Here is a 26,280-nt window from a genome sequence, read left to right on the forward strand (position 1 = left end):
TCATTGATTGATCTCCACGCGCGCGTCCTGCCAAATAGCGGTCGCGCGCGACAATGGGGTGCGCGCCGGCCCGAACCGGCGGCGCAACGGGTTGCAAGAATTGCGTCTGCTCGCGACGTGTGCCGGGGCGAAAGCCCGGGCGCCCCGTTGGCCGCGACGACGACGGCTCGGGCCGGTCTGTCGTGCGGACGGGGGAAATGCGTCATGCGAGCGTCAACCTGGGTACACGGCCGCGCCCGGAAATGGGCCGCCGATGGCCCGATGCGTCGAAAGCCCGACGCACGGATCGTCACCGACGGTAGCAGCGAAGCCGCACCCCCGCAACCGCGACGAAGTTCGTGCCGCACCGCGACCACTTCTTAGCGGTTCGCCGCGGTTCGATCTCGTTAACCTTGTCCGGAAACCCTGTTTTTGCCGTCCACGGTGCAGGACGGCGCGATGGAACGCGATCGAGCCGCTAATCGCGAAGTGACGCGAGGGAATATGGATTTTCGCTGGACGGTCGCGCAAACTGCGCGGCATGCACGCGCGGTGTTCGCCGCATCGGTCCTGTTCCTCGGTTTTCTCCCCCCCTCGGCCGGCGCGGACACCATCGCCGCGGTCGAGGCGAGCGATACCGGCCAATTCGCCGCTGCGGGCGTCGCCGGGCAACTCGATTTCTCGTCGTTCGGCAGGCGCTCCGGCCCCAGCCGCTACAAATTGTCGATCCCCGTGCCCCCACCCGCGCGTGCACGGCCGCTGCCGCGCGTGCAAGGAGACGACAGCCGCCCGTTGGTCGTCATCGACGCGGGGCACGGCGGCGTCGATCCCGGTGCGATCAACGCCGAATCGGGGCTGCGCGAAAAGGACGTCACGCTGAAGGTGGCGAAGGCGATCCGCGACGTGCTGCTCGAGTCGGGCCGCGTCCGCGTCGCGCTGACCCGCGACGACGACCGCTATCTGATCCTGCGCGAACGCTACGGCATCGCCCGACGCTTGAAGGCGGACCTGTTCATCTCGATCCACTGCGACAGCGTCGGTTCGGGAGACGCCACCGGCGCCTCGGTCTACACCCTGTCCGAAGTCGCCTCCGACAAGGAAGCCGCCAGGCTGGCGGCGCGCGAGAACAAGGCCGACGTGATCTCGGGCGTCGATCTGGGCGATGCCGGCGCCGACGTCTCGTCGATCCTGATCGACCTGACCCAGCGCGAAACGATGAACGCGTCCGCCGGCTTCGCGCGACTGCTCGGCCGCGAGGCACGCCCGCTGATGCCGCTCAAGCCCAATTTCCACCGCATGGCGTCGCTGATGGTGCTGAAAGCACCCGACATGCCCTCGATCCTGTTCGAGACCGGCTACATCTCCAACCCGGTCGACGCCGCGTTCCTCGACAGCCGCGACGGGCGCGACGCGATCGCGCAGAGCGTCAGGCGCGCCGTCGAGGTCCATTTCGCCAGGCGGATGGCGGCACGCTGAGGCTTGCAATGTTGGAAGCCCGCGCGCACCCGTCCGGGTCCGTTCTTTCCACCGTCGATGCTCCTCCCGCCGCCGCCGCTGGCGCTCCGACGTTATCCTCACCGCGGGCCCCGCGTTCGATCGAAACCACGTTACCTTCGTTACCTTGGCTTGGTTCCGGCGGGCGCGGTCTCACTTCTGCCCGGGCGGCAGGCTGACCGCAATCGGCGTTCCCGACGTCGACTTCAGTGAACTTTCGCGGTCCCGCTGCCTGGTTCGCGGCTGGCACGGGGCAAGCAAAGCCGCTATCGGTCCTCCAAGTTCATGGCGTCCGCACTTCCCCGCACTTCTCGCTTCACCCTGCGCCGCCCTGCTGCGGGCTGGGCCGGACGCGCCTGGGCGCGGCGCTGGGTCAAGGCATCGGCGGTGCTCGCCGGGCTGTTCGTGCTGGCGCTCGGCATTTTCTGGTTCGCCTTCATGCGCGACCTGCCCTCGGTCGAGACATTGCGCGCCTACGAGCCGCAGCTGCCGACCAACGTCCGCGGCGGCGACGGCCTGCCCATCCAATCCTACGCCCGCGAACGCCGGGTCGAGCTGTCCTACGCCGAATACCCCCCGATGCTCGTGCGCGCCTTTCTCGCCGCAGAGGACCGGACCTTCTTCGAGCACCACGGCGTCGATTACCCGGGTCTGGCGGGCGCGGTGATCGACTACGTCTCCAAGATCGGCACCGGCAGACGGGCAAAGGGCGGATCGACGATCACCCAGCAGGTCGCCAAGAACCTGCTGATCGGCAACGAATACAGCAAGTCGCGCAAGATCAAGGAGGCGATCCTCGCCTGGAAGATCGAGGATGCGCTGACCAAGCCGCAGATCCTCGAACTCTACCTCAACCAGATCGCGCTGGGTCGCAACGCCTTCGGGGTCGAAGCGGCGAGCCACGCCTATTTCGACAAGGAACTGGACGAGCTGACCCTCGCGCAAATGGCATACCTGGCGATCCTGCCCAAGGGGCCAGCCAACTACGATCCCGTCCGCTTCCCCGATCGCGCGATCGCCCGGCGCAATTTCGTGCTGTCCGAGATGCTGCGCAATGCATTCATCGGCCAGGCACAGTACGATGCCGCGATCGCCGAGCCGCTCGGCACGATTCTCAGGCGGACACCTAAGTTCGAAAGCGTCGGCGGATATTTCGTCGAGGAAGTCCGCCGCCAGCTGATCGCCAAATATGGCGAGACCGCGCGCGACGGCCCATATGGCGTCTACCAGGGCGGGCTCTGGGTGCGGACCTCGCTCGACACCCGGTTGCAGGGATTGGCGCAGGAGGCGCTGCGCGACGGCCTGTTGCGCTACGATTCGGCGCGCGGCTGGTCGGGGCCGCTCGCGCAAAAGGACATCGCCGGCGGCTGGCAGCAGGCGTTGCTCAACACCAACATGGCGCTCGATTTCCGCGATTGGCGGGTCGCGATCGTGGTGGAGCGGGCGGGCGACGCCTGGACGATCGGCTTCGCCGACGGGCGCACCGCCACCCTGCCGCGCTGGGCCGCGCAGACGCCGGTCCGCGGCACCGCCACCCCCGCCTTCGGCCGGCTCGCACCCGGCGACATCATCGCGGTCGCCCCGTCCGGCAGCGGCGCCGAAGGGTCTTGGGCCCTGCGCTCGGTCCCGCGCATCTCGGGCGGCTTCGTCGTCGAGGAGCCCGCGAGCGGACGCGTGCTGGCGATGCAGGGCGGCTTCGACGCGCGGCTGCAATCGTTCAATCGCGCGACCCAGGCGCTGCGTCAGCCCGGCTCGACGATCAAGCCGATCGTCTATTCGGCGGCGCTCGAGAACGGCATGACCCCCGCCTCGATCATCGTCGACGGGCCGTTCTGCGTCTATCAGGGCGCACGTCTCGGCAACAAATGCTTCCGCAACTTCACCGGCGGCGGCTCGGGCCCGCACACCATGCGCTGGGGCATCGAGCAGTCGCGCAACCTGATGACCGTTCGCGCCGCCGCGCAGACCGGCATGCCCAAGGTCGTCGACGTGATGAAGCGGATGGGGGTCGGCGACTACGCGCCCTACCTGTCCTTCGCGCTCGGCGCGGGCGACACCACCGTCGGCCGGATGGTCAACGCCTATGCGATGCTGGCCAACGGCGGCCGCGCCAATGCGCCGACCGTCATCGACTTCGTTCAGGACCGTCACGGCAAGGTGATCCTGCCGGAGAACTGGCGCGCCTGCGACGGGTGCAATGCCGCCGACTGGAACGGTAAGGCGATGCCGCGTCCTGGCCTTCGTCAGCGCCAGGTGATCGACGCGCTGACCGCCTATCAGATGATCCACATCACCGAAGGCGTCATCCAGCGCGGCACCGCCACCGTCCTGCGCGACCTCGACCGGCCGATGTTCGGCAAGACCGGCACCACGTCGGGTCCGAAAGACGTGTGGTTCATCGGCGGCACCCCGCAGTTCATCGGCGGCCTCTACATCGGCTACGACGCCCCGCGGGATCTTGGCGGCTATGCGCAGGGCGGAACGCTCGCCGCGCCGATCTTCAAGCAATTCGCGGTCAAGGCCTACGAGGGGCTGGAGAAGCTCCCCTTCCGTGCCCCGCCGGGCATCCGCATGGTCCGTATCGACCGCGCGAGCGGCCGCCCCGTGTACGGAACCTTCCCGACCGACACCGATCCCAAGGCCGCGGTGATCTGGGAAGCGTTCAAGCCCGAAAGCGAACCCCGCCGCCGCGCCCGCCGCACCGGCGGCCCCGCACCCGTCGCGGCGCCGACCGCCGCGGCCCAGGCGAAGCCGACCCCGCGCGACAGCGACTTCTTGCAAAGGGAAGGCGGAATCTACTAGCGCCGTACGCAGAAATATGCCGTCACCCCGGCCTTGAGCCGGGGTCCCGCTTCTTCTTCTACGCGCCAGAAGGAAGAAGCGGGGCCCCAGGTCGAGCCCGGGGCGACGATGGTTTGAAGGTGATTTCATTATGCGCGCCGAAGCGCAGGCTCACGTCGACACGATCAACGAGGCGCTGGCGCTCTTGCGCCGCTTCCTCGACTGGGACCGCGCGCTGCGCCGTCTCGACGAGCTCAACGCGCGCGTCGAGGACCAGGCCCTGTGGTCGGACCCCAAGGCCGCACAGGAAGTGATGCGCGAGCGCCGCCGCCTCGACGAGGCGATCGCCGCGACACGTGCGATCGAGAGCGAATTGTCCGACACCGTCGAGCTGATCGAGATGGCCGAGGCCGAGGGCGACACCGCGATGGAGGCCGACGGCGTGTCGAGCCTTGCCGAGTTGGCGAAGCGCGCCGATACGGACAAGGTCAAGGCGCTGCTGGCGGGCGAGGCCGACGCCAACGACACCTATATCGAGGTCAACGCGGGCGCGGGCGGCACCGAGAGCCAGGATTGGGCGGGAATGCTCAGCCGCATGTATTCGCGCTGGGGCGAGCGCCACGGATTGAAGGTCGAGCTGATCGACCAGCATTCGGGCGAGCAGGCGGGGATCAAGTCCGCGACCCTGCTGCTGAAGGGCGAGAACGCGTACGGCTATGCCAAGACCGAGAGCGGCGTCCACCGCCTCGTCCGGATCAGCCCGTACGACAGCGCGGCGAGGCGCCACACCTCGTTCGCCAGCGTCTGGGTCTACCCCGTCGTCGACGACAACATCGAGGTCGATTATAACGAAAGCGACCTGCGCATCGACACCTACCGCGCGAGCGGCGCGGGCGGGCAGCATATCAACACCACCGATTCGGCGGTGCGCATCACCCATATCCCGACCGGCATCGTCGTCCAGTGCCAGAATCAGCGGTCGCAGCACAAGAACAAGGCCGAGGCCTATAACCAGCTCCGCGCCCGCCTCTACGAACGCGAGCTGGCTATTCGTGAGGCGGCGGCGAACGCCGAGAATGCGGGCAAGACCGACATCGGCTGGGGGCACCAGATCCGCAGCTACGTGCTCCAGCCGTACCAGATGGTGAAGGACCTGCGCACCGGCGTGGTGTCGACCAGCCCGTCGGACGTTCTCGACGGCGATCTCGACGCGTTCATGGCGGCGGCGCTGTCGCAGCGGGTCACCGGCGAGGTGACGCAGGTCGAGGACGTCGATTGAGGTGAGAACGATGCTCGTGCCCCTCATGCTGCTCGCGCTCGTCGCCTGCGACGGGTCGAAGCCGCTCATCAAGCAGCCCGAGAAGCGCGAGCCGGTCTTCCCGGTCGCCGATCGTCCGGTCGCGACCATCGTGTCCTCGCGCTGGTCGACCGAGGAGGCGCGCGACCGGGTGAAGGAAGCCGAGCGGGTGATGGACCGCGCCGACATCCGCCTGGGCATGACCGTCGCCGACATCGGCGCGGGCGAGGGCTATTATACGATTCGCCTCGCGCAACGCGTGGGCCGCGACGGTCGCGTGCTCGCCGAGGACATCGTCGCCGGGGTCCGCGACGCGTTGGCCGAACGCGTCGCGCGCGAACGGCTCGACACGGTCAGCGTCAAACTCGGCGAACCCGACGATCCCAAGCTGCCCGCCGCCAGCTTCGATCGGGTGCTGATGATCCACATGTACCACGAGATCGCGCAACCCTACGCCTTTCTCTGGCGGCTGCGTCCGGCGCTTAAAGCCGGCGGGCTGGTCGTCGTCGTCGATGCCGATCGCCCGACGCAGAACCACGGCACGCCGCCGTCGCTGCTGCAATGCGAGTTCGCCGCGGTCGGCTATACCCAGGTCGCGTCGGCGGAGATGCCCGGTACTGGCGCCTATCTCGCGACCTTCCGTGCCGAGGGCGCGCGACCCGAGCCAAAGGCGATCCGCGCCTGCCGGATCGACGGATGACCGCCGACGCGCAGTATTCCGAAATCCTGCGCCGCATTCTCGACACCGGCGACCGGCGCGTCGACCGGACGAGGGTGGGGACGCTGTCGGTATTCGGTGTCACCACGCGCTTCGACCTGTCGCACGGCGCGGTGCCGCTGCTAACGACCAAGCGGGTATCGTGGAAGACTGCGGTGAAAGAGATGCTCTGGTTTTTGACCGGACGCACCAACATCCGCGAGCTGCTGGAGCAGAATGTCCGCATCTGGACCGACTGGCCGCTGGCGCGCTATCGCCGCGAGACCGGCGAGGCAATCGATCAGGCTGCATTCGAGGCACGGATCCTCGAAGACGTCGTCTTTGCCGAGCGATGGGGCGAACTAGGTCCGGTCTACGGCAAGCAGTGGCGGCGCTGGCTGGGTGCCGACGGGCGGGAATACGACCAGATCGCAGCCGTGATCGACCAGCTCCGCACCACCCCGTCGAGCCGCCGCATCCTGTTCCACGGCTGGAACGTCGCCGAGCTCGGCGACATGGCGCTGCCGCCGTGTCACATGGTCTATCAATACCACGTCACCAGCGACGGACGGCTCAACAGCCTGCTGTTCCAGCGCAGTTGCGACGCGATGCTGGGGCTGCCGTTCAACTGGATCGGCGCGACCGCGCTGCACCTGATGCTGGCGCAGCAGGCCGGGCTGACCCCGGGCGAGTTCGTCTGGATGGGAGGCGACGTCCACCTCTACCTGAACCATCTCGATCAAGCGCGCGAACAGTTGCTCCGGGCGCCGCGAGACACCCCGCGGATGACGCTGCGTCCGGCGGCGAGCATCGACGATTATGCGATCCGCGACTTTGCGGTTGAGGGCTATGATCCGCACCCTGCGATCAGGGCCGAGGTCGCGGTCTGACAATTTCGTACATGGGTCGCGATGGTCCTTTTCGCGGCGCCATGGGCGGCGTTACACTGCCAGCGACTCGTATGCGTAGCGTTCGGTGCCGCCGTTGGGCGGCCTTCGGAAGGGGGATCGCCATGCCGGTTGTTGCCAGCGACATCGTTGCGCGGATCGCGCCCAAGGCGCATCCTGTCTACCGCGAGGCGTTCGCGGACAAGCACGGACTGCTTGGCGCGTTCGGGATTACCACGCCGCTGCGCATGGCGCATTTCATCGCGCAGGCGTTCGTCGAGACGGGTGGGCTGACCAAGCTGATCGAGAGCGGCGTCTATTCGGCCAAGGGGCTGGGGCGGCAGTGGGATATCGGCAACTGGCATGCCTTTTTCGCCGATCGCAACGAATGCATCGGCATGGCCGCGCGATGCCAGGTCGACAAGGGCGAGACACTGTTCAACCGCGTCTACATGCGCAAGACGCTGGGCAATACCAAGTCCGGCGACGGCTGGAAGTACCGCGGTCGCGGGATCATCCAGACGACGGGGCGGGCCAATTACCGCGGTTTGTCCAAGACGTTCGATGTTGGCTTCGAGGACGAGCCCGATCTGGTCGCCAGCCCCGACCATGCGCTGAAAGCGGCACTGGGGCATTGGCGCGACAAGCATCTGAACACCGCCGCCGACGCCAACGACATCTCGGTCGTCACCCTGGGGATCAATGGCGGGCTCGGCGCGCTGCCGGAGCGCAAGGCCGCGTTCCAGCGTATCTTCGCGGTCGCGGCCGGCAAGCCCCCGATCGAGACGTCGACCGAGTTCCTGGTGCAGGAGAAACTGGTCGCCGCCGGGTTCAAGCTTGGCAAGCCCGACGGCGTCATCGGCCCGCTGACCCGCACCGCCATCCTGAGCTATCGCGCCAAGCACGGGTTAAAGGCGACAACGGCAATCACCGACGATCTGCTCGCGTCGCTGGGCATCCACTGAATTCCTGCTCGCGTGCGTGGCCGTGCATGGCATAGGTCGCTCGGGATGCAGAACGATAGCCGATGACTCGCACCGCGTACCGCGCGGCCTTGTTGAGCGTGCCCGAAGATCCGGCCAACGGCGGCGTCGCGCAGGCGCACGCCGATGGCTTGCTGGTGGTCGAGGACGGCCATGTCGTGGCGTTCGGCGATGATGCTGCGCTGGCGGAGCGGTTCGCCGGGGTACCTGTCGTCGATCTGAGCGGCCGGATCATCGTTCCCGGCTTCGTCGACGCGCACGTCCATTACCCGCAGACCGACCGGATCGCCTCGCACGGCGAGCAGCTGCTGTCGTGGCTCGAGCGGCACATCTTTCCCGAAGAGGCACGCTTCGGCGATCGGGCGCATGCAGATACGATAGCTGCGGTGTTCTGCGACGAGCTGCTGCGTAACGGCACGACCAGTGCGCTGGTGTTCGCGACGGTCCACGAGACGTCGGTCGACGCGCTGTTCGAGGCGGCACTGGCGCGCGACATGCGGCTGGTGTCGGGCAAGGTGCTGATGGACCGCGGGCCGGAGACCTTGCACGACACCGTCGCCGGGGGAAGGGCGGCGACCGAGGCGCTGATCGCGCGGTGGCGGGGGCGGGGGCGGGGGCGGCTGGGCTATGCGGTGACGCCGCGCTTTGCGCTGACCTCGTCGGACGCGCAACTCGCCGATGCGGGCGCGATCCTGGCGGCGCACGGACACGTGCTGCTGCACACCCATCTGGCCGAGAACCATGGCGAGATCGCCGCGGTGGCAGGGCGCTTTGCAGATGCCGTGGATTATCTCGACGTCTACGACCGGTTCGGGCTGGTCGGCGCGCGATCGGTGTTCGCGCACTGCGTCCACATGAGCGATCGGGCGATGGCGCGGATGGCGGGTGCGGGCGCGGGCATCGCGCATTGCCCGACGTCGAACCTGTTTCTCGGCTCGGGGCTGTTCGATCTGGCGCAGGCGGACCGGCACGGCGTGCGGGTCGGCATCGGCAGCGACGTGGGGGCGGGGACGACCTTCTCGATTCTCGCGACGCTGGGGGAGGCGTACAAGGTGGCGCAACTGCGCGGCGCGACCCTCGATCCCTTACGCGCGCTGCATCTGGCCACCGCGGGCGGGGCGGCGGTGATGGGGCTGTCGGACCGGATCGGCGCGTTGCAGCCGGGGCAGGAGGCAGACTTCGTAGTCCTCGATCCGGCTGCGACGCCGCTGTTGGCGCGGCGAACGCGGGGCGCGTCGCTTGCCGACACGCTGTTCGCGCTCCAGGTGCTGGGCGACGACCGCGTGGTCGAGCGGACCTATGTCGCAGGCAAGTGTCTATACGATCGTAACCAGGTTCGGTCAGCCGCGGTTTAGGACGCGGGGCTAGGGTCGGCGGCATGGCCAACCCCGTCTTCAGGATGTTTGCATGACCGCCGTCTCGATCGATTCCCGCGCGGTCGCCGCGTCGCTGGGCCTGCGCGCGCCGCAGCGCCGCCGCCGTTGGCCGAGCTATCAGGCGGTGGTGCTGAAGGGCATGGCCAAGCTGTGGCAGGCGAGCCACCGCCACGTTCTCGACGTCGGTGCAGGCAGCGGCACGATGGCGCAATGCGTCTACGAGCAGATGCCGGTTCGGCAGGTGACCGCGGTCGACGTGGTGGACCGCTTCCACGCCGATCTGGACGTTGCGACGCGGACGTTCGATGGACGGCGGCTCCCGTTTGCCGATGCTGCGTTCGATGCCGCGACGTTGAGCGATGTGGTGGCGCACGTACCCCGCGGCGACCGGGTGACGCTGCTGCGTGAGATCGCGCGGACGACGGCGGGGCCGCTCTACCTCAAGGATTGGGAGGTACGGACCTTGCCCGACAGGCTGCGGCTGGCGGTGCTGGGCGGCAGCGTGCGGGTGCAAGCGCTGACGATGGACGAATGGCGGGCGCTGGCGGCGGCGAGCGGCTGGCGGATCGCGGCGAAGGCCCGGGCGCGCTATCGCAGGGGCGTCATGGCCTGGGCGTTCCCGAACCGGCTGGAGCTGTCGATGCGCTGGGAGCGCTGACGCCGAAGAGCGGGGACGGAAAGGATCGATAGCTCGGGCGTTCAGGGGCACATCGCCTCAGGAGAACGTCGCATGAGCATCGCATCCGCGCTCGGGTTCGGGAAGAAGGTCCGCTACGCGGTGGTGGGGCTGGGTGACATCGCGCAGCGGGCGATGATGCCGGGGATCGCGCACACCGGCAATTCCAAGCTGGCGGCGCTGGTATCGGGCGACCGGTTCAAGGCGCAGGAGGTGGCCAAGCGTTACGGTATCGACGCGGTCCACACCTATGACGAATATGACGCGCTGCTGGCGTCGGGGACGATCGACGCGGTCTATCTGGCGACGCCCAACTGGCGGCATGCCGAATTCGCGATCCCTGCGCTGAAGGCGGGCATCCATGTACTCTGCGAGAAGCCGCTGGAGGTCTCGTCCGAACACGCCGAGGCGATCCTGGCGGCGCAGCGGGCGTCCACGGCCAGACTGATGGTCGCGTACCGGCTGCATTTCGAGCCGGCGACGATCGACGCGATTCGCCGCATCAGGGCGGGGGAGATCGGCGACCTCGTCTGCTTCTCGGCATGCTTCACCCAGAAGGTCGATCCGGCGAACCACCGTGCGGGCAACGGCGTGCTGGCGGGGCCGCTGTTCGACATGGGGCCGTACCCGATCAACGCCAGCCGGTATCTGTTCGGGGACGAGCCGGAGGAGGTCGTCTCGGCGGTGGCGACGCGGCTCGGTGGATTGGGGATGGACGATACGGTCGCGGTCACCTTGCGCTTTCCGGGCGACCGGCTGGCGCAGTTCACATTGTCCTATGCGGCCAATTCGGTCGACAGCTATGTGATCGTCGGGACCGAGGGGAGCATCGCGATGAACCCGGGATTCGGCTTCGGTGATCCGCTGACGCAGGAGCGGACGGTCGGCAAGGACAAGACCAGCGGGAGCTTCAAGGCGACCGACCAGTTCGGGGGCGAGATGAAGTATTTCTCCGGCTGCATCCTGGAAGGGCGCGATCCCGAACCCGACGCGCAGGAGGGGTTGGCCGACCTTCGCGTGATCGAGGGCGTGCTGCGCGCGATCGAGACGCGGGCGCCGGTGACGTTGCCGCCGTTTACGCGGTCGCGGCGGATCGATCCGGAGGCGCAGGTGCAGACATTGCGGCACGTGACGCCGCCATCGCTCGATCAGGAGGTGGGCGCGGCGCCGCCGACGAAGGAGGGATAGCGGCGCGGAAGGTCGCAAGAGAGTCGCACGAATGACTTTGCTGACGGGTGTGTCGGGGTAACGAAGGTAACGAAGGTAACGTGACTCGCGGCGAAATGGCGGTGCTTCGAATCGAGGGCTTCGCCCGACTCGAGAGGCGCGGTGTACCGGCATGCCAGCGATGAGAAAGAGCGGGAACGCGCTGGGTGGGCGATGAAGTCCAACATGGCAAGCGGCGTTGCCGGGCATTGTCCGGCGTTGGCCTCACGGAGCACGAGGACAGCCGCGCTAGCGGGTGCGCGCTACCCGCGCGGGTTTTTGCTTTTCCTCCACCAACCGCTTTGCGGCCTGCGTGCTGAGGGGGGGGGCTTTACCCGGCGCGCAGCGCCTCCGCGGGGCGGACGCGCAAGGTACCGAGATTGCCCAGGACGCCGACCGCGACGGTGACCGCGACCGAGGCGGCAAGCGTGGCGGCGATGGTCGGCCAGTCGGGAGCCCAGGGCAGGTCGAACACCTGGGTGACGACGTACCAGGCCGCGCCCGCGCCGACCGCGAGTGCGACGCCGGTCAGGATCGCGGCGAGGAGCGCATATTCGATGGCCTGGACGCCGAGCACCTGCGCGCGGCGGGCGCCGACGAGCTTCAGGATCACCGCATCGGCACGGCGTTCTCGGGCGGACGCGGCGACTGCGCCGACCAGGACCGCGATGCCGGCGGCGACCGTAACCGCGGCGGCGACGCGGACCGCGAGCGCGACCTTGCCGAGCAACGCGCCGATCTGGCCGATGACGTCGCCGACGCGGATCATCGTCACCGACGGCAGGGCAGTGGCGACCGCGCGCGCGACCGCACCGTCGCTGGCGGACGGCGTGTAGACCCCGGCGAGGAGCGCGTGCGGCGCCTCCTCGATCAAGCCCGGGGAAAAGACGATTGCAAAGTTGAGGCCGAGCCCGCCCCAGTCGATCTTGCGCAACGCGGCGATACGGGCGCGCACGTCGACGCCGAGGACCGCCACGGTGATCTCGTCGCCGACGTGCAGGTTCAGCGCCTGCGCGGCGCGGTCCTCGATCGAGACGAGCGGGGGGCCGTGGTAATCCGTGGGCCACCAGCGGCCCGCGACCACTGCGTTGCGTAGGGGGACGGTCGCGGACCAGGTGATCGTGCGGTCGCCGCGGAGCACCCACGCGCCTTCGGGAATGGTCTTCATGTCCGCGACCCGCTGACCCTTCAGCGCGACGATCGAACCGCGAAGCGACGGGGTCGCCTCGATACGGGCGGCGGGGGCCACGCTGGCGACGGCGGCGCGGAAGGCGGTGGCGTCCTCGGGCTGCAAGTCGATGGCGAAGAAGCGCGGGGCTTTGGCGGGGGCGGTACCGGTCATCGCCGCGCCCAGACTCGTGTCGATCGCGGCGAGCGCGACGAAGAGCGAGAAGCCGAGGCCGAGCGCGACGACGAGGCGATCGGTCTGCGCGCCGGGGCGGTGGAGGTTGGCGAGCGCGAGGCGGAGCAGCGGGCGGCGGGGCCGAGGGAGCGCGGCGAGGCCTTTGCGGATGGCGAGGCCGATCAGCCAGAGCGCCACGACGAGCACCCCGACCGCGCCGACGAAGCCGAGCGCCAAGGGGCGATCCGCGGCGGTCAGGACCGCGAGCGCGACAAGGGCTGCCAGGAGAAGCACCATCGCGGCGGCTACGCGCCAGGTGGGAATGCGGCGCTCCGCAAGCGCGTCTCGCAGGAGCGTGGCGGCAGGAATGGCGCGGGCGCGGGCAAGCGCGGGGAGTGCGAACAGAAGGGCGACGAGCAGCCCGAGAGTGGCGGCGGTGGCGAGCGGGGCGAGGTAGAGGGCGAGACGCGGAACCACCGGGAGGGCGTCGCCCGCGATGCCCGCGACGAGCCACGGCACCGCGGCGCCGAGCGCCAGGCCTGCGGCGATGCCGGCCGTCGCGACGAGGCCGAGTTGCAGCAGGAACATCGCCGCGATCGTCGTCGAGCGCGCACCGAGCACTTTCAGCGTTGCGATGATCCGGGTCTTGCCCGACAGATACCCGGCGACGCCGCTGCCGACGCCTACCCCGGCGATGGCGAGCGCGGCGAGACCGACAAGCAGGAGGAACTGGCCGAGCTGGGCGATGCCGCGGCGCAGGCCCCCCGCAGCGCGGTCTGCGGTGCGCGCGGACCAGCCCTGACTGGGGAAGCGGCGTTGGAGGCGTTCGCCGGTCGCGGCGGCATCGGTTCCGGCGCGAAGCGCGATTCGGTAGCGCGATTCGTACAGGCTGCCGGGCTGGACGATGCCGGTCGCGTCGAGGCCGCGCAAATCGACGATCGCACGCGGGCCGAGCGAGAAGCCTTCGCCGAGCGCGTCGGGCTCGTCGGCGATGACGCCCGATACGGTGAGCTTCGCGGTGCCGATCTGGAGGGGGTCACCGGCGCGGAGGTTCAGCCGATCCGCCAGCGCCGGGGCGATGGCGACCTGCGCACCGCCAGGCCGTTTGCCGCTGGTCATCGTCAGGCGGCCGACCAAGGGCCAGCTTGGGTCGACACCTTTGAGGTCGATCAAAGTGGGCGTGCCGCTCGCCGGTTCGGCCATCGCGCGCGTCGTGACGCTTTCGGAGACGCGGCCCGCGGCGGCGAAGGCGGCAAGCTCCTCGACAGTGGCGCGGCGCTGCGAGACGCGCATCTCGAGGTCGCCGCCGAGCATCTGGCGGCCCTGCGCGTCGAGGGCTGCGATCATGCTCGCGGAGAGGCTGCCGATCCCGGCGAGCGCGGCGGTGCCGAGGAACAGGCACAGCGCCAGCAGCAGCAGCCCGCGGCCACCGCGGCGCAGGTCGCGGAGCGCCAGCCGCCAGGCGAGGGTCATGCGCGCCGGTCGCTGGCGATGCGGCCGTCTGCCAGCGTGACGACGCGCTCGCAGCGGGCGGCTAGCGAGGTGTCGTGGGTGATGACGAACAGCGTCGTGCCCGCATCCTGGTGACGTGCGAAGATCAGGTCCATGATCGCGGTGCCGGTCGCAGCGTCGAGGTTGCCGGTGGGTTCGTCGGCGAAGAGCAGCGCGGGGCGGGGCGCGAGCGCGCGGGCGATGGCGACGCGCTGCTGCTCGCCGCCCGAGAGTTGGGCAGGATAGTGCGCGGTGCGACGCGACAGGCCGACCGAGTCGAGTTCGGCGCGGGCGCGGTCGAAGGCGTCGCGCTCTCCGGCGAGTTCGAGCGGGACCGCGACGTTTTCGAGCGCGGTCATCGTCGGCAGCAGGTGGAAGGCTTGCAGGACGATGCCGATCCGGGAGCGCCGCGCTGTGGCGAGCGAATCCTCGTCGAGCCGCGCGAAGTCGAGGCCGGTGACATGGACCGACCCTGCGCTCGGGCGTTCGAGGCCCGATAGGACTGCCATCAGCGACGACTTGCCCGAGCCCGAGGGGCCGAGCAGCGCGACGCTTTCGCCTGGCGACACGTCGAGGTCGATGCCGTGGAGGATGTCGACGCGGTTCGGCGCGCGGCCGAGCGCGAGCCGCACGTTGCGCGCGGCGATCACGGGATTATGGGTGGGGGATGAGGACACGTGCGATGCGATATGGGGCGGGCGGCGTGCTTGTCCACCTGCTGATGTGGCTGGGCCTGATCGGGGCCGCGCCGGCACCGAAACTGGTGTGGGCGTTCGGGGACAGTCTGGCGGCTGGGTATGGCTTGCCGCCGGACCAGGGGTTCACCGCGCAATTGCAGGCGGCCTTGCGCCGGAGCGGCGTGGCGGCGGAGGTGCGCAACGGCGGGGTCGCCGGGGATACCGTGGCGCAGGGGCGGGCGCGGCTGCTGTGGGGGTTGCGCGGGCTGGCGCGCGCGCCCGACCTGGTGATCGTAGAGCTTGGCGCCAACGACATGCTGCGCGGATTGCCGCCGGCGCAGGCGCGGGCGAACCTGGACCGGCTGCTGGCGGAACTGCGGCGGCGAAACATACCGGTGCTGCTGACGGGGATGCGGGCGGCGCCGAACCTGGGGGCGGATTACGCGCGGGACTTCGAGGGGATGTATCCGGCGTTGGCGCGGAAATACCGTGTGCCGTTATACCCGTTCTTTCTGGACGGGGTGGCGGGAAACCGGGGATTGATCCAGCGCGACGGGCTGCACCCGAACGCGCGCGGGGTGGCGGTGATCGTCTCGCGGATCATGCCTGCGGTCCGGGCTGGGCTGCGGTAACGATTCCGTCCTCGTGCACCGTTACCGGCCACGGCGTCAGCCGCGCGCCGACGCAGGGCCCGCCGACGCAAAGCCCCGTGTCGATCTCGAACAGCGCGGAATGCCAGCTGCACGCGATCAGCGTCCCGTCGGGGGTCAGGTAATCGTCGAGCGTCTGCGCGAGCGGGACGCCCATGTGAGGGCAGCGGTCGACGTAGCCGTGCACCGCGCCCCCGCGGCGGACGACGAAGCCGTGGAAGCGTCCGGCGCGGAGTTGCAGGACGTAGTTGCGGGCGCCGCCGTCGGCGATCCGGTCGAGCGGGCCGAGCTTCACCCCCGCCGGAGTCGCGAACACGCGCGCGTCGCTCACTGCGGGAGCTTGGCCTTGGGGAAGTCGGACCAGACGGTGTCATAATCGAGCTGCGAACGGTCGAGCGCGAACCGGGTCGGTTTGTACGGCCAGCAGCTCTCCAGCATGAACGCCATCGTGCCGTCGATCTTGTGGGGTTTCAGGTCGGCGTCCGACGCGCCCTGCCAGCTGGCGAGATCGGGGCCGTGACCCGCCATCAGGTTGTGGAGCGACAGGCCGCCGGGTTGGAACCCTTCGGCCTTGGCGTCGTACGCGCCGGCGATCAGGCCCATCGCTTCGGACATGACGTTGCGGTGGAACCAGGGCGGGCGGAAGGTGTCCTCGGCGACCATCCACCGGGGCGGGAAGACGACGAAATCGGCGTTGGCGCGGCCGGGGACGTCGCTGGGGCTGGTCAGGACGGTGAAGATCGACGGATCGGGGTGGTCGAAGCTGATGCTGCCGACCGTGTTGAAACGGGCGAGGTCGTAGCGCCACGGCGCGAGATTGCCGTGCCAGGCGACGACGTCGAGCGGCGAGTGGTCGAGGGTGGTGGTCCAGAGCGAGCCCATGAACTTCTGGATGACCTCGCACGGCTCGTCGCGGTCCTCGAACCAGGCGACCGGGGTCTCGAAATCGCGGGGGTTGGCGAGGCCGTTGGCGCCGATGGGCCCGAGATCGGGGAGGCGGAACAGCGCGCCGTGGTTCTCGCAGACGTAGCCGCGCGCGTGGCCGTCGGGCAGCAGCGCGCGAAAGCGGATGCCGCGGGGGATCAGCGCGATCTGGCCCGGCGCGACCTCGATGCGGCCTAGTTCGGTCAGGAGCTCCAGGCGACCGTCCTGCGGCACGAACAGGAGCTCGCCGTCCGCGTCGAAGAACACGCGCTCGGTCATGTCGCGGTCGGCGGCGTAGAGGTGGAGCGCGACGCCTTCGAGGTCGGCGGGATCGCGGTTGGCGAGCATGGTGGTCATGCCGTCGATCAGGTCGGTGCCCGCGGGCGATGCCTGGATCGGGTCCCAGCGGAGGCGGTTGGGGGCGAGGGGGCGGTCGATCGTGCCGGGGGCGAACCGCTTCGCGCCCTCGTATCGCTCGAACGGCGGGTGTTCGGCGGTGGGGCGCATGCGGTAGAGCCACGAGCGGCGGTTCTCGTGGCGGGGCGCGGTGAAGGCGGTGCCGGAGAGCTGCTCGGCGTAGAGGCCGAAGGGTGTGCGCTGGGGGGAGTTGCGCGCGATCGGGAGTGCGCCGGGGACGGCTTCGGTGGAGATGTGGTTGCCGAAGCCGGGGATGTAGTGGGGCATGGCCGTTCCTTCTTCGCCCTCTCCCGCGGGGAGAGGGGCAAGCTCGCGAAGCGAGCGCGGGGTGAGGGTGAGGCCCAACGTAGGTCGTCGCCCTCACCCTTCCCGCGCTTCGCGCCTCCCTCCCTCTCCCGGACGGAGAGGGACTTCTTACGCGTCGACCGTGATCACACCGCGGCGGATCTGGTCCAACTCTATCGACTCGTACAGCGCCTGGAAATTGCCGTTGCCGAACCCCTCGTTGCCCTTGCGCTGGATGATCTCGAAAAAGATCGGCCCGAACATCGGCTCGGTGAAGATCTGCAGCAGCAGGCCTTCGTCGGCGACGTCGCCGTCGATCAGGATGCGGTTGGCGCGTAGGCGGGCGAGGTCTTCGCCGTGGTTGGGGACGCGCTTGTCGACGAGTTCGTAATAGGTCTCGATCGTGTCCTGCAGCTTCACGCCGCGAGCGCGCAGCTTCTCGACGGTGGCGTAGATGTCGGGGGTGGTCAGCGCGAGGTGCTGGATGCCTTCGCCGTTGTAATCGCGGATGAATTCCTCGATCTGGCTGTGCTCGTCCTGGCTTTCGTTCAGGGGAATGCGGATCGCCTTGTCGGGGGCGATCATCGCCTGGCTGAACAGGCCGGTCGCCTTGCCCTTGATGTCGAAATACTTCTGCTCCTCGAAGCCGAAGATGTCGCCGTAGAATTTGGACCAGGTGCGCATCTGCCCGCGCTTGACGTTGTGGGTGAGGTGGTCGAGCAGGTCGAGGCCGACGTTGTTGGCTGCCTCCGCTTCCGCCGCGCCGGGGACGGCGGTCCAGTCGTCGTAAAGCGAGCCGCCCTCACCGTGGCGGTCGACGAGGTAGAGGAGCGAGCCGCCGATCCCTTCGAGAACGTACGCGTCCGGCAGCGCGCTGACCGATGCGTCCGCCGCCTTGGCGCCGCGCGAGAGGGCCGCACCGAAGGTCGCCTTCGCATCGTGGACGCGGAATGCCATGCCGTTGGCCGAGGGACCGTGCGCCGCCGCGAAGTCCGCGGCTTGGCCGCTCGTCTCACGGTTCAGGAGCAGGTTGATGCGGCCCTGCTTGTAACGGGTCACGGCCCTGGTCGGGTGCTGCGCGGCGGCGACGAAGCCGAATTGCTCGAACTGCGCGGCCATCCTGTCCGGGTCGGGCGAGGTGAACTCCGCGAATTCGAACCCGTCGAGCCCCATCGGGTCGACATCCATATGCTCCATCGCAGCCGTCCTTATACAGTATCGGTTGATACCAGATGGGCGTGACGCGAAGCGGTGTCAATCGTTACGAACCGCCCAGTAGCGAGCCTGCGAGGAGGAGCAGCATCTTGGCATCGACCGCGACGCCCGCGGCGCGGCGTTCGGCGACGAACGTGGGGAGGGTCGCGAGCGGTACGCGGTGGATGGCGATGTCCTCGTCGCCCTCGCCGCCGCCGTCGCCGACCTTGGTCAGCCCGGTTGCGCGGACCAGCTCGAAATGCTCGCTGGTCATGCCGGGGGAGGATTGGAAGGTGCCGAGCCGTTCGATCTGCGCGGCGCGGTAGCCGGTTTCCTCTTCGAGCTCGCGGTTGGCGGCGGCCTCGATGCTCTCGCCCGCCGTGTCGTCGCCGACGAGTCCGGCAGGGAGTTCGAGGCAGCGCCCACCGACGGGAATGCGGTGCTGCTCGACGAGGATGACGTGGTCCGCGTCGATCGCGACGATCACCGCGGCGCCGATGTTGCCGATGCGTTCGGCATATTCCCAGGTTCCCGCCTTGCGGACCTCGAGCCAGCGGCCCTGCCACGCCACTGCGGTCACAGTACGATCAGCCGGTCGGGGAGCTCGTTGACGTCGCCATCGCTGCGCGGGACATGCTCGGCCAGGATCGCGCCGATTTGTGCCACCGCAGCGGCCATGCCGTCGCCCGGACGGCCATCGCGCACCGCGACGATCAGCGCCGCCATCGCATCGCCCCACACCTCAGCGGCGACCTTGTCGTGGATCGTCGCGTCGGCGATGATCTCGGCGCGGCGTTCGGCGAGGCTGAGATAGAGCAGCACGCCGGTCCGCGCGCGCGTGCGCTTTTCGGCGGCGGTGCGGAACAGCGCGGTCGCGCGGCGGCGGACGCGGCGCACCTTGGTCGCGTGCGGGGTCAGCGCGAAGCGCAACGGCGTCCAGGCGAAGAGCAGGCGAAACACGAGAAAGGCAATCGCAGCGACGATCAGCGCCGCGGTGAGCGCGGCACGGATCGTCGGCGCTTCACTCCACGGGTCCGCGACGAGCGCGTGCATCGCCTCGACCAGCCCGGGCCAGGTCGCCAGCACCGCAAGTGCCAGCAGCATGCCGAGCACCGTCCAGTGCAGCGCGACGTCGTGATAGGCGTCCGATTGCGCCGCGACGACGGTGACGATCTCGCCATCTGTGCCGCTCGGCATCGGTCACCGCGGCGCTGACGCGGGCACGGTCAGCGGGGCTCAGGTGCATCACCAACTCCCCGACGCGCCGCCGCCGCCGCCGGACCCGCCGCCGCCGCCGGAGAAACCGCCGCCACCCCAGCCGCCGCCACCGCCGGAATCGCCACCGCCGCCCCAGCTGCTACCTCCGCCGCCGCGGCTTATTTCGTTGGCGATCGACCACAGCACGATCGGCAGCGTGCCGCCGCCGCCGCCGCCATAAGCGCGCCCGCCGCGCCGCCCGCGCAGGAGCATCGGCAGCATCACCGCGGCCAGCACGATGCCCCAGAAGATCAGCCCGACCGGCAGGCCACCTCCCGACGACGCCCGCGTCTCGTGCGTGCGGTCGAACTCGACGACCGCGGCGTCGGTGCGCGCCTTGGCCTCGTCGGGTGCGGCGCGCAGCTGGGTGACGAGCGTATCGGCGCCCGCGGTCGCCGCGCCGCCGAAATCGTTCTGCTTCAGCCGGGGCAGCATCTGCGTGTTGATGATCTGGCTGGACAGCGCATCGGTGACGATCGGCTCGAGCCCGTAGCCGACCTCGATCCGCACCTTGCGGTCCTTGGGCGCGATGAGAAGGATCGCGCCATTATTGACGTCCTTCAGCCCGACGCCCCACGCGCGGATCAGCTTGTTGCCGTATTCCGCGATGTCATAGCCCTGCAGATCGGGGATCGTCGCGACGACCAGCTGGTGCTTGGTGTCCTTTTGGAGTGCGTCGAGCTTGGCGGTGAGATCGGTTTCCACATCGGCGGGCAGCACGTCGGCCGCATCGACGACGAAGCCGGTGAACTTTGGGAATGTCTGCGCCTGCGCCATGCCGCCTGCACACAGCAGGAGGAGCGGCGACAGCCAGCGCAGGAGGAACGGGATCGTCAATTGCCGAAGTTCACCGTCGGCGCGGTTTCCGCGCCTGGCGTGGTCGCCTGGAACGGCACCATCGGCTTGGCACCGTAGAAGATCTTGGCGCCGACCGCGTCGGGGAAGGTGCGGATGCGGGTGTTATACGCCTGCACCGCGCCGTTATAGTCGTTGCGCGCGATGGTGATGCGGTTCTCGGTGCCTTCGAGCTGGCTGAGCAGCGTGGTGTAATTGCCCTGGCTCTTCAGCTCGGGATACGCCTCCTGCAAGCGCTGGAGCGACATCGTCACCGCGCCCTGCGCGCGCTGGTAATTGGCGACCGCATTGGGATCGCTCAGCTGGTCGGCGGTGAGCTTCACCTGGTTCGCGCCGGCGCGCGCCTGCGTCACCTCGACCAGGATGCTCTTTTCCTGCGCGCCCGCGGCCTTCACCGTGGCGACGAGATTGGGGATCAGGTCGGCACGGCGCTGATACTGGTTCTGGACGTCGGCCCAGCGCGCCTTGGCGTTCTCCTCGGCGGTCGGTACGCTGTTGATCCCGCACCCGGCGAGAATGACGGCGGGGACGAGAGCGAAGAGCGAACGGTGCATGCGGGCAAACTCCTGGTACCTGTCCTAGTCGTATAGGACAGTCTGGGCGCTTGGCGAAGAGCAAATCGGCGGTTACGCTGGCAAGCGGCAAACAGGGGTGTGGCGATGCTGAAGGAATTCCGTGCGTTCATCATGCGCGGCAACGTGCTCGATCTGGCGGTTGCCGTCATTATCGGCGCGGCGTTCGGCAGGATCGTCACCTCGCTGACCGACGACGTGCTGATGCCGGTGATCGGCCGCATCTTCGGCGGCCTCGATTTCTCCAGCTATTTCTGGCGGATGGGGCCGGTGCCCGCGAACTATGCGGGGTCGCTCAGCGATTATGCGGCGCTCAAGAAGGCGGGGGTGCCGCTGCTCGGGTACGGCGCGTTCGCGACCCAGCTGGTCAATTTCCTGATCGTCGCTTTCATCATCTTCCTGCTGATCCGCACCGTGAATCGGGCCGCCGCGATGCTGGAGCGCGAGGCGGCGCGGTTGCGGCGGGACGACGCCACCCCGGTGGCGCCCGAGCCCGAGCCGGTGGAGATCGCGTTGCTACGCGAGATACGGGACGAGCTGAAAGCGCGGGCCTGATTACCTTCCCGTTCCGGGCAGGTAATCAGGCCGCCGCCAGCTCCTCGACCGCCGCGTCCGCCAAGCTCGTCCCGTCGAGAATCCGCGCGGTCTCGTCGCGGACCCGCATCATCGCGTGGCGGATCGCGCAAGTCGCCTCGTCGTGGCAGTCGACGCATGCGCGGTAGGCGGTGCGGCTGACGCACGGCACGAGCGCGAGGGGTCCCTCGATCACGCGGATGATCTCGCCCAGCGAGATGAGGTGGGTGGGGCGCGACAGGCAGTATCCGCCCATCTTGCCGCGGTGGCTGTGGAGGAACCCCGCCTCGCGCAGGTCCGCTAGGATCAGCTCGAGGAACTTGCGCGGGACCTTGGCGGCCGCGGCGATGCGGGTCATCGGGATCGGCGGGCTGCCCGCAGGCGCCTCGGCCAGGAACAGCATCGCACGCAGGGCGTATCGGGAACGCTGGGTCAACATGATGCTCAGGCCATGGACCCGAAACATGGCGGGGGAAAGGCGCTCTTTTCAGATGCGTCGGGATCGCCTATATCGGTCGTGCCGGGTTCGCCCGGCTATGGCGATAAACGTAGGCGTTCAATAGATGCAGCGGACCCGGGGGCAGTACCCGGCGACTCCACCATCACCTGCCTTTCAGGCGGGTGTTGACGGGGTCGAACCAGGATCGACGTGTGTTGAAAAGCGACGACTATTGCTCGGTATGGGACCACCGTGACGGCCTGAACCATAAGTGCCAACGATAACGAAGCACTCGCGATTGCGGCGTAACTGAAGGCTTCACGGCCTAAGGTTACACCGAACTAGCGCGGTCGGACCCACCGGGCAACAGAAGGGTTACGGCGGCTGCCGGGAGGGCCGAGCAACAGAACCTCCCGGACCTAATTTGAAAGGGGGATACTCTTTGCAAGAAGAGTGTTCCCTTTTTGTTGGTCTCTCGCCGCTCTTTCTCGGCCACGAACGCTGGCCCCAGCCCCTCCCCGGCGAAAGCCGGGGCCCAGAATCGGGTATTCTACGTAGCGCGGTGCTCGATCCCGGCGCGGCCGACTGGGCCCCGGCTTCCGCCGGGGAGGGGTATGAGGTGAGAGCACGACCACCTTAATCCTCTTCCGGCTCCTCGATCACCCAGCTCTCGTTCTGCACGATCACCGACCGGAACGGCCGCCCCCGCACGTCGCGCGCCGGCCTGAAGCGGTACCGCTGCACGATCAGCCGGCAGGTCGTGTCGTCCAGCAGCCGGCTGCCGCTCGACCGCGTCACCGAGCAGGACGGCACGCGGCCATCGACATCGACCACGAAGCGCACGCCCACCGTCCCGCTGACTCCGCTCTGGCTCGCCTCCAGCGGATAGTCCGAATCGCGGATGCGACCGCCGATGCGCCGCGGCGGCACGTCGCCAGCACCATCGCCGTCACCGTCGCCGCCCGCGCCGAAGCCGTTGCCCTCGCCGCCCGCACCGGTGCCGGGGCCGGGCACCTCCGCCGCCCCCGCGCTTGCGTCCGCCCCCGGCCCGGCGACCGGGGCGGCGACCACCGGGGGCGGGGGGAGGGGCGGCACGATGATGGGCTCGGGCGCGACCAGCTCGGTCGGCCTGGAGCGCAGGTTCGGGGGTGCCGCCTCGCCCGCGGGGCGCGTGTTGCGCACCGGCTTGGGCGGCTCGCGCTCGATTGGCGGTGGCGCGGGCGGGACGACGCCGAACATCTTCAGCCCGTCCGCCACCGTCCCACCGCGCGCGACACCCAGCCCCAGCCACAGCGCGAACAGCAACAATCCCACCAGCCCGCCGGACACCAGCGCGGACACGATGCGATCGCCAGAATCGAGCCGGGACGTGGTCATGCGCTGCGCATAGCAGCGGCGGCTTAACGGACGCTGGCTCACGCAGCAGTCCTCCCGGCGTCCGCCGGAAAGGCCTGAACTGGTCCTATCCCCCATCAATCCTGGCGGTAGGTAGATGGCCTGCATACTGGGGCGCAGGCGGGATGGTACGATACTGGATCGTGGGGATGCTCCTCGCGGCACTGCCGGCACCGGTGCTGGCGCAATCTGGTAGGCCCACCGGCGTCGCAGGAGCGGAACACCTCCCCGCCGTCACCGTCACTGCCCGCCGCCGCGCCGAGGACGCGCAACGCGTCCCAGCGTCGCTGGCGGTCGTCGACGGCGACCTGCTCGACGCGAGCTACACAGTGAACGCGCAAGGCTTGGCGACGCTCATCCCCTCGCTCAACTACTGGCCATGGCGGCGATCAGGCCTTGCTGTTCGACAACGAACGTGCCGGCGACGATGGCGGGACGGTGCTGGATTTCGACATGATCGCGCGGGTCATCGACGCGACCAGTGCCACGCCATCGCTGCTGGTGCTCGTGGCGTGCGATACGATTGCAGGAGCGGACAGGTTCCTGCGCGCGGTGCCGGCGGTGGTCGCAATGGGCGCGGCCATCGGCGATACGGCGGCCTGCGAGTTCTCGGCCCGCTTCTACCGTTCGCTTGCCGAAGGAGTTGCCCCGGCCAAGTCGCTGGCGCAGGCCAAGTTGCTGCTGGAGAGCAAGGGCTATCCGGACTCCAGCCTGCCGACGCTGCTCACGCGCAACGACGCTGCCGCGGCGCGACCATTGATCTGACACCTCGCCTGATGTCGCTGGAAGGGGTGAAGCGTTGCAGCGAACGTCTTGATCGTAGGCAATACCGGAGGCGGACCCTCACCGCTCCGGCATGAACGAGAACAGCTCCGTCCGCACCGCCGCCGGCGCACCCGGCTTGAACCACATCGTGTCCTGGATGTGGCTCGCCGTCACATAGATCGTCCCGTCCGGCCCTTCGGCAAACGTATCGGGCCAGCGCAGCCGCCGGTCGGTCAGTACCGTCTCGACCACCGCGCCATTCAGCCGCTTGATCGAGTAATCGGTCGGCGAGGTGAGGTAGAGCACGCCGGCGCGGCTCATCCAGATGCCGTCCGTCACCTGCGTGCGCGCCACCGTGTGCACCGCCAGTTGGCGATCACGTTCGCCCACCTCCTGCCGCAACAGGCCCGTGTCGATCGAGTATAGCGTTTTGCCCGTCAGCGCCTGCCAGTATAGTGTGCGGCCGTCGCCCGAGATCGCGATGCCGTCCGCCGCGAACATCGGCTGGCGACCGTCGGGGCGGCGCAGCGGGCGGCCGTCCAGCGTCACCGTCACCGTCTTGTCGACCTGCGTCGTCGGGCTGCCGTCCAGCGTCCGCCAGCTGCGGTCAGTGACGAGGTCGACGACGATGATCGCGCCGCGCGTGCCACTGTCGGTGATGTAGGCGGTGCGCCCGTCGGGCGAGAAGCGGATGTCGTTCAGATACGTGCCCTGCAACGCCACGTCGCCGGGGATGGCGATCACCTTGGTCACCTGATTGGTGGCGAGGTCGATGCGCACCAGCTTGGGGGCGCCTTCCAGGATGCGCTCGTTGCCTGGTGCGCCGGCATCCACCACCCACAGGTTGCCTTGCCCGTCGGGCACGATCGATTGGACGCAAACAAAATACTGGCTGACCGGCAGCTCGCTGGCGCGCGCGTTGCGCCAGCTGTTCCAGCGCGTGTCGGGGTAGGGGCGCAGCGAGCCGTCGCGCTCCACCTCCGCGACCGAGATCGGCGCGTCCTCCGTCCAGCGTGGAAAGTTGACGAAACGACGTCCGTCGGCGGCGACCGCGACGCCTGTCACCTGATGGTCGAAGCGCGCGACCTGCGACAACGTCTGCGCGGCGAGAGGCGTGGCGACCAGCGCGGCGGCGGTGGCGAGGAGGCGTAGCGAGCGGGTCATGCCGGGGTCCTGCTGGTGATGTTCCAAGCCGAACCGGTTGCCGCCCCGCGCGTTCCGCGACGGCGCGCCCGAACTGATGTGGTTTAAGACGATGGTTGCCGGGCGCTACAGCCCAGCGTCCGCGATCGCCGCTGCCAGTTCCTCGCTCATCGCCTCGTCCTTGGGCGTCAGGCGGTTGAGGACGGTCTGCAACCGGGTCTGCGCCACCTGCAGTGTCTTGTGGCGCACCTGACGGATGCCGTTGGTCCGCCACGACGAACTTTCGCCGAGCAGCGCCGCCCATTTCGCTTCTTCCGCCGCGAGCACCGCGAGCGCAAGCCGCAGCCCGTCGCGCTTGCCGCGCGCGTAATCGTCGGACACCCGATCCCCCCTGCGCCAAACGAGCAAAAAGCCCGGAACTCACGCTCCGGGCCTCTTGCCGATCAATCAACCGCTTGAACGATCAATCGCGATCGTTGGTCAGAAACGCTGGCGCGAACTCCGGGGCCGGCCCGTCGCCGTCGCGAGCAGCACGCTCCGGTCGCGGACCACGGTCCCCGCCGCCATCACGGCGCGGGCCCCGGTCACCGCCGCCGTCACGGCGCGGGCCACGATCGCCACGGCCCCCACCGTCCCGATCGCCACGCGGGCCACGGTCGCCGCCACCATCACGACGCGGGCCACGCGGACCACGATCACCACCCTCGCGCGGCTCGCGCGGCGGGCGCGTGTCCTCCAGCTCGGCGCCGGTCTCCTGGTCGACGACGCGCATCGACAGGCGGACCTTGCCGCGCTGGTCGATCTCCAGCACCTTGACGCGGACTTCCTGGCCCTCGGAGACGACGTCCGACACCTTCTCGACGCGCTCGTTGCGCATCTCGGAGACGTGGACCAGCCCGTCCTTGCCGCCCATGAAGTTCACGAA

25 protein-coding genes, 1 other RNA gene and 1 pseudogene are annotated in these 26,280 nt (G+C 68.9%); 13 read left to right on the forward strand and 14 right to left on the reverse strand.

Going from position 1 to position 26,280, the window contains the following annotated elements; all coding sequences use genetic code 11:
* The first annotated feature begins 483 nt into the window (after positions 1–483).
* From ACE5C1_RS01820 to ACE5C1_RS01860, 9 genes are all read left to right on the forward strand, one after another.
* Positions 484–1,455: an N-acetylmuramoyl-L-alanine amidase gene (locus ACE5C1_RS01820; RefSeq protein WP_374942353.1), complete on the forward strand. Its 972-nt coding sequence runs from the start codon at positions 484–486 to the stop codon at positions 1,453–1,455.
* Between the two features lie 303 nt (positions 1,456–1,758).
* A complete protein-coding gene (locus ACE5C1_RS01825; protein ID WP_374942354.1) occupies positions 1,759–4,275 on the forward strand; it encodes a penicillin-binding protein 1A in 2,517 nt (838 codons plus the stop codon).
* A 130-nt stretch (positions 4,276–4,405) separates the two neighbouring features.
* Complete coding sequence (gene prfB, locus ACE5C1_RS01830; protein ID WP_374942355.1) at positions 4,406–5,533, forward strand: peptide chain release factor 2; 1,128 nt, start codon at positions 4,406–4,408, stop codon at positions 5,531–5,533.
* Between the two features lie 10 nt (positions 5,534–5,543).
* Entirely contained in the window at positions 5,544–6,251 is a 708-nt protein-coding gene (locus tag ACE5C1_RS01835) for a class I SAM-dependent methyltransferase (RefSeq protein WP_374942356.1), read from the forward strand.
* Entirely contained in the window at positions 6,248–7,138 is an 891-nt protein-coding gene (gene thyA, locus ACE5C1_RS01840; protein ID WP_374942357.1) for a thymidylate synthase, read from the forward strand. The genes ACE5C1_RS01835 and thyA overlap by 4 nt, the downstream gene beginning before the upstream one ends.
* A gap of 122 nt (positions 7,139–7,260) precedes the next feature.
* A complete protein-coding gene (locus ACE5C1_RS01845) occupies positions 7,261–8,100 on the forward strand; it encodes a peptidoglycan-binding protein (RefSeq protein WP_374942358.1) in 840 nt (279 codons plus the stop codon).
* Positions 8,101–8,162: 62 nt separating this feature from the next.
* Entirely contained in the window at positions 8,163–9,473 is a 1,311-nt protein-coding gene (gene guaD / locus ACE5C1_RS01850; protein ID WP_374942359.1) for a guanine deaminase, read from the forward strand.
* Between the two features lie 52 nt (positions 9,474–9,525).
* On the forward strand, positions 9,526–10,152 hold the full coding sequence (locus ACE5C1_RS01855; RefSeq protein WP_374942360.1) for a class I SAM-dependent methyltransferase: 627 nt from the start codon (positions 9,526–9,528) through the stop codon (positions 10,150–10,152).
* Between the two features lie 72 nt (positions 10,153–10,224).
* Positions 10,225–11,358 carry a Gfo/Idh/MocA family protein gene (locus ACE5C1_RS01860; RefSeq protein ID WP_374942361.1) on the forward strand — a complete coding sequence of 378 codons (1,134 nt, stop codon included), beginning with the start codon at positions 10,225–10,227 and terminating at the stop codon, positions 11,356–11,358.
* 349 nt (positions 11,359–11,707) lie between these two features.
* Here ACE5C1_RS01860 and ACE5C1_RS01865 read toward each other — a convergent pair whose 3' ends face one another.
* Positions 11,708–14,191 carry an ABC transporter permease gene (locus tag ACE5C1_RS01865; RefSeq protein ID WP_374942362.1) on the reverse strand — a complete coding sequence of 828 codons (2,484 nt, stop codon included), beginning with the start codon at positions 14,189–14,191 and terminating at the stop codon, positions 11,708–11,710.
* Positions 14,188–14,886, reverse strand: coding sequence for an ABC transporter ATP-binding protein (locus ACE5C1_RS01870; RefSeq protein ID WP_374942363.1), 699 nt, complete (start codon positions 14,884–14,886; stop codon positions 14,188–14,190). The genes ACE5C1_RS01865 and ACE5C1_RS01870 overlap by 4 nt, the downstream gene beginning before the upstream one ends.
* Positions 14,887–14,930: 44 nt before the next feature.
* On the opposite strand from ACE5C1_RS01870, the gene ACE5C1_RS01875 reads away from it, so the two are divergent.
* Positions 14,931–15,518 carry an arylesterase gene (locus ACE5C1_RS01875; RefSeq protein ID WP_374942377.1) on the forward strand — a complete coding sequence of 196 codons (588 nt, stop codon included), beginning with the start codon at positions 14,931–14,933 and terminating at the stop codon, positions 15,516–15,518.
* Here ACE5C1_RS01875 and ACE5C1_RS01880 read toward each other — a convergent pair.
* From ACE5C1_RS01880 to ACE5C1_RS01910, 7 genes and pseudogenes are all read right to left on the reverse strand, one after another.
* Complete coding sequence (locus tag ACE5C1_RS01880; protein ID WP_374942364.1) at positions 15,487–15,867, reverse strand: Rieske (2Fe-2S) protein; 381 nt, start codon at positions 15,865–15,867, stop codon at positions 15,487–15,489. The genes ACE5C1_RS01875 and ACE5C1_RS01880 overlap by 32 nt on opposite strands.
* Positions 15,864–17,144 carry a homogentisate 1,2-dioxygenase gene (gene hmgA / locus ACE5C1_RS01885; RefSeq protein ID WP_374942365.1) on the reverse strand — a complete coding sequence of 427 codons (1,281 nt, stop codon included), beginning with the start codon at positions 17,142–17,144 and terminating at the stop codon, positions 15,864–15,866. The genes ACE5C1_RS01880 and hmgA overlap by 4 nt, the downstream gene beginning before the upstream one ends.
* A 147-nt stretch (positions 17,145–17,291) precedes the next feature.
* The gene (hppD, locus tag ACE5C1_RS01890) at positions 17,292–18,359 is read right to left on the reverse strand and encodes a 4-hydroxyphenylpyruvate dioxygenase (RefSeq protein WP_374942366.1); all 1,068 of its coding nucleotides are present in this window, start codon (positions 18,357–18,359) and stop codon (positions 17,292–17,294) included.
* 64 nt (positions 18,360–18,423) lie between these two features.
* Complete coding sequence (locus ACE5C1_RS01895; protein WP_374942367.1) at positions 18,424–18,936, reverse strand: NUDIX hydrolase; 513 nt, start codon at positions 18,934–18,936, stop codon at positions 18,424–18,426.
* Positions 18,933–19,602: pseudogene (locus ACE5C1_RS01900) on the reverse strand (TPM domain-containing protein). Before ACE5C1_RS01900 ends, ACE5C1_RS01895 begins: the two are co-directional and overlap by 4 nt.
* Entirely contained in the window at positions 19,602–20,444 is an 843-nt protein-coding gene (locus ACE5C1_RS01905; RefSeq protein WP_374942378.1) for a TPM domain-containing protein, read from the reverse strand. Before ACE5C1_RS01905 ends, ACE5C1_RS01900 begins: the two are co-directional and overlap by 1 nt.
* Positions 20,445–20,446: 2 nt before the next feature.
* Positions 20,447–21,022 carry a LemA family protein gene (locus ACE5C1_RS01910; protein WP_374942368.1) on the reverse strand — a complete coding sequence of 192 codons (576 nt, stop codon included), beginning with the start codon at positions 21,020–21,022 and terminating at the stop codon, positions 20,447–20,449.
* Positions 21,023–21,127: 105 nt separating this feature from the next.
* Between ACE5C1_RS01910 and mscL the strand changes: the two genes are divergently transcribed.
* Entirely contained in the window at positions 21,128–21,595 is a 468-nt protein-coding gene (gene mscL / locus ACE5C1_RS01915; protein WP_374942369.1) for a large conductance mechanosensitive channel protein MscL, read from the forward strand.
* Positions 21,596–21,620: 25 nt separating this feature from the next.
* On the opposite strand, the gene ACE5C1_RS01920 is transcribed toward mscL, so the two are convergent.
* The gene (locus tag ACE5C1_RS01920) at positions 21,621–22,052 is read right to left on the reverse strand and encodes an RrF2 family transcriptional regulator (protein WP_374942370.1); all 432 of its coding nucleotides are present in this window, start codon (positions 22,050–22,052) and stop codon (positions 21,621–21,623) included.
* 41 nt (positions 22,053–22,093) lie between these two features.
* Here ACE5C1_RS01920 and ssrA point away from each other — a divergent pair.
* Positions 22,094–22,434: a transfer-messenger RNA gene (ssrA, locus tag ACE5C1_RS01925) on the forward strand.
* A gap of 254 nt (positions 22,435–22,688) precedes the next feature.
* On the opposite strand, the gene ACE5C1_RS01930 is transcribed toward ssrA, so the two are convergent.
* Positions 22,689–23,429: an energy transducer TonB gene (locus ACE5C1_RS01930; RefSeq protein ID WP_374942371.1), complete on the reverse strand. Its 741-nt coding sequence runs from the start codon at positions 23,427–23,429 to the stop codon at positions 22,689–22,691.
* A 414-nt stretch (positions 23,430–23,843) separates the two neighbouring features.
* On the opposite strand from ACE5C1_RS01930, the gene ACE5C1_RS01935 reads away from it, so the two are divergent.
* Positions 23,844–24,212 (forward strand): CHAT domain-containing protein, encoded by a 369-nt coding sequence (locus tag ACE5C1_RS01935; RefSeq protein WP_374942372.1) that lies wholly within the window; start codon positions 23,844–23,846, stop codon positions 24,210–24,212.
* Positions 24,213–24,290: 78 nt separating this feature from the next.
* Here the strand turns inward: ACE5C1_RS01935 and ACE5C1_RS01940 are convergent, their stop codons facing one another.
* The 3 genes from ACE5C1_RS01940 to ACE5C1_RS01950 all read right to left on the reverse strand — a co-directional run.
* On the reverse strand, positions 24,291–25,376 hold the full coding sequence (locus ACE5C1_RS01940; RefSeq protein ID WP_374942373.1) for an L-dopachrome tautomerase-related protein: 1,086 nt from the start codon (positions 25,374–25,376) through the stop codon (positions 24,291–24,293).
* Positions 25,377–25,481: 105 nt separating this feature from the next.
* Positions 25,482–25,736, reverse strand: a complete 255-nt coding sequence (locus tag ACE5C1_RS01945) for a hypothetical protein (protein WP_374942374.1) — start codon at positions 25,734–25,736, stop codon at positions 25,482–25,484.
* Between the two features lie 82 nt (positions 25,737–25,818).
* Positions 25,819–26,280 (reverse strand): S1 RNA-binding domain-containing protein (locus ACE5C1_RS01950; protein WP_374942375.1); only part of this gene is annotated, 462 nt, incomplete at its 5' end.

The sequence above is a fragment of the Sphingomonas sp. genome, from assembly GCF_964263785.1.
Taxonomy (GTDB): Bacteria; Pseudomonadota; Alphaproteobacteria; order Sphingomonadales; family Sphingomonadaceae; genus Sphingomonas.

Excerpts from the sequence above, each read along its gene's own strand:
- ACE5C1_RS01930 (WP_374942371.1), bottom strand. The coding sequence starts at position 23,429 with ATGACCACGTCCCGGCTCGATTCTGGCGATCGCATCGTGTCCGCGCTG.
- ACE5C1_RS01855 (WP_374942360.1), top strand. The coding sequence starts at position 9,526 with ATGACCGCCGTCTCGATCGATTCCCGCGCGGTCGCCGCGTCGCTGGGC.
- guaD (WP_374942359.1), top strand. The coding sequence starts at position 8,163 with ATGACTCGCACCGCGTACCGCGCGGCCTTGTTGAGCGTGCCCGAAGAT.
- thyA (WP_374942357.1), top strand. The coding sequence starts at position 6,248 with ATGACCGCCGACGCGCAGTATTCCGAAATCCTGCGCCGCATTCTCGAC.
- prfB (WP_374942355.1), top strand. The coding sequence starts at position 4,406 with ATGCGCGCCGAAGCGCAGGCTCACGTCGACACGATCAACGAGGCGCTG.
- ACE5C1_RS01910 (WP_374942368.1), bottom strand. The coding sequence starts at position 21,022 with ATGCACCGTTCGCTCTTCGCTCTCGTCCCCGCCGTCATTCTCGCCGGG.
- ACE5C1_RS01835 (WP_374942356.1), top strand. The coding sequence starts at position 5,544 with ATGCTCGTGCCCCTCATGCTGCTCGCGCTCGTCGCCTGCGACGGGTCG.
- ACE5C1_RS01920 (WP_374942370.1), bottom strand. The coding sequence starts at position 22,052 with ATGTTGACCCAGCGTTCCCGATACGCCCTGCGTGCGATGCTGTTCCTG.
- ACE5C1_RS01940 (WP_374942373.1), bottom strand. The coding sequence starts at position 25,376 with ATGACCCGCTCGCTACGCCTCCTCGCCACCGCCGCCGCGCTGGTCGCC.
- ACE5C1_RS01860 (WP_374942361.1), top strand. The coding sequence starts at position 10,225 with ATGAGCATCGCATCCGCGCTCGGGTTCGGGAAGAAGGTCCGCTACGCG.
- ACE5C1_RS01825 (WP_374942354.1), top strand. The coding sequence starts at position 1,759 with ATGGCGTCCGCACTTCCCCGCACTTCTCGCTTCACCCTGCGCCGCCCT.
- ACE5C1_RS01845 (WP_374942358.1), top strand. The coding sequence starts at position 7,261 with ATGCCGGTTGTTGCCAGCGACATCGTTGCGCGGATCGCGCCCAAGGCG.
- mscL (WP_374942369.1), top strand. The coding sequence starts at position 21,128 with ATGCTGAAGGAATTCCGTGCGTTCATCATGCGCGGCAACGTGCTCGAT.
- ACE5C1_RS01875 (WP_374942377.1), top strand. The coding sequence starts at position 14,931 with ATGTGGCTGGGCCTGATCGGGGCCGCGCCGGCACCGAAACTGGTGTGG.
- hmgA (WP_374942365.1), bottom strand. The coding sequence starts at position 17,144 with ATGCCCCACTACATCCCCGGCTTCGGCAACCACATCTCCACCGAAGCC.
- ACE5C1_RS01865 (WP_374942362.1), bottom strand. The coding sequence starts at position 14,191 with ATGACCCTCGCCTGGCGGCTGGCGCTCCGCGACCTGCGCCGCGGTGGC.
- hppD (WP_374942366.1), bottom strand. The coding sequence starts at position 18,359 with ATGGAGCATATGGATGTCGACCCGATGGGGCTCGACGGGTTCGAATTC.
- ACE5C1_RS01820 (WP_374942353.1), top strand. The coding sequence starts at position 484 with ATGGATTTTCGCTGGACGGTCGCGCAAACTGCGCGGCATGCACGCGCG.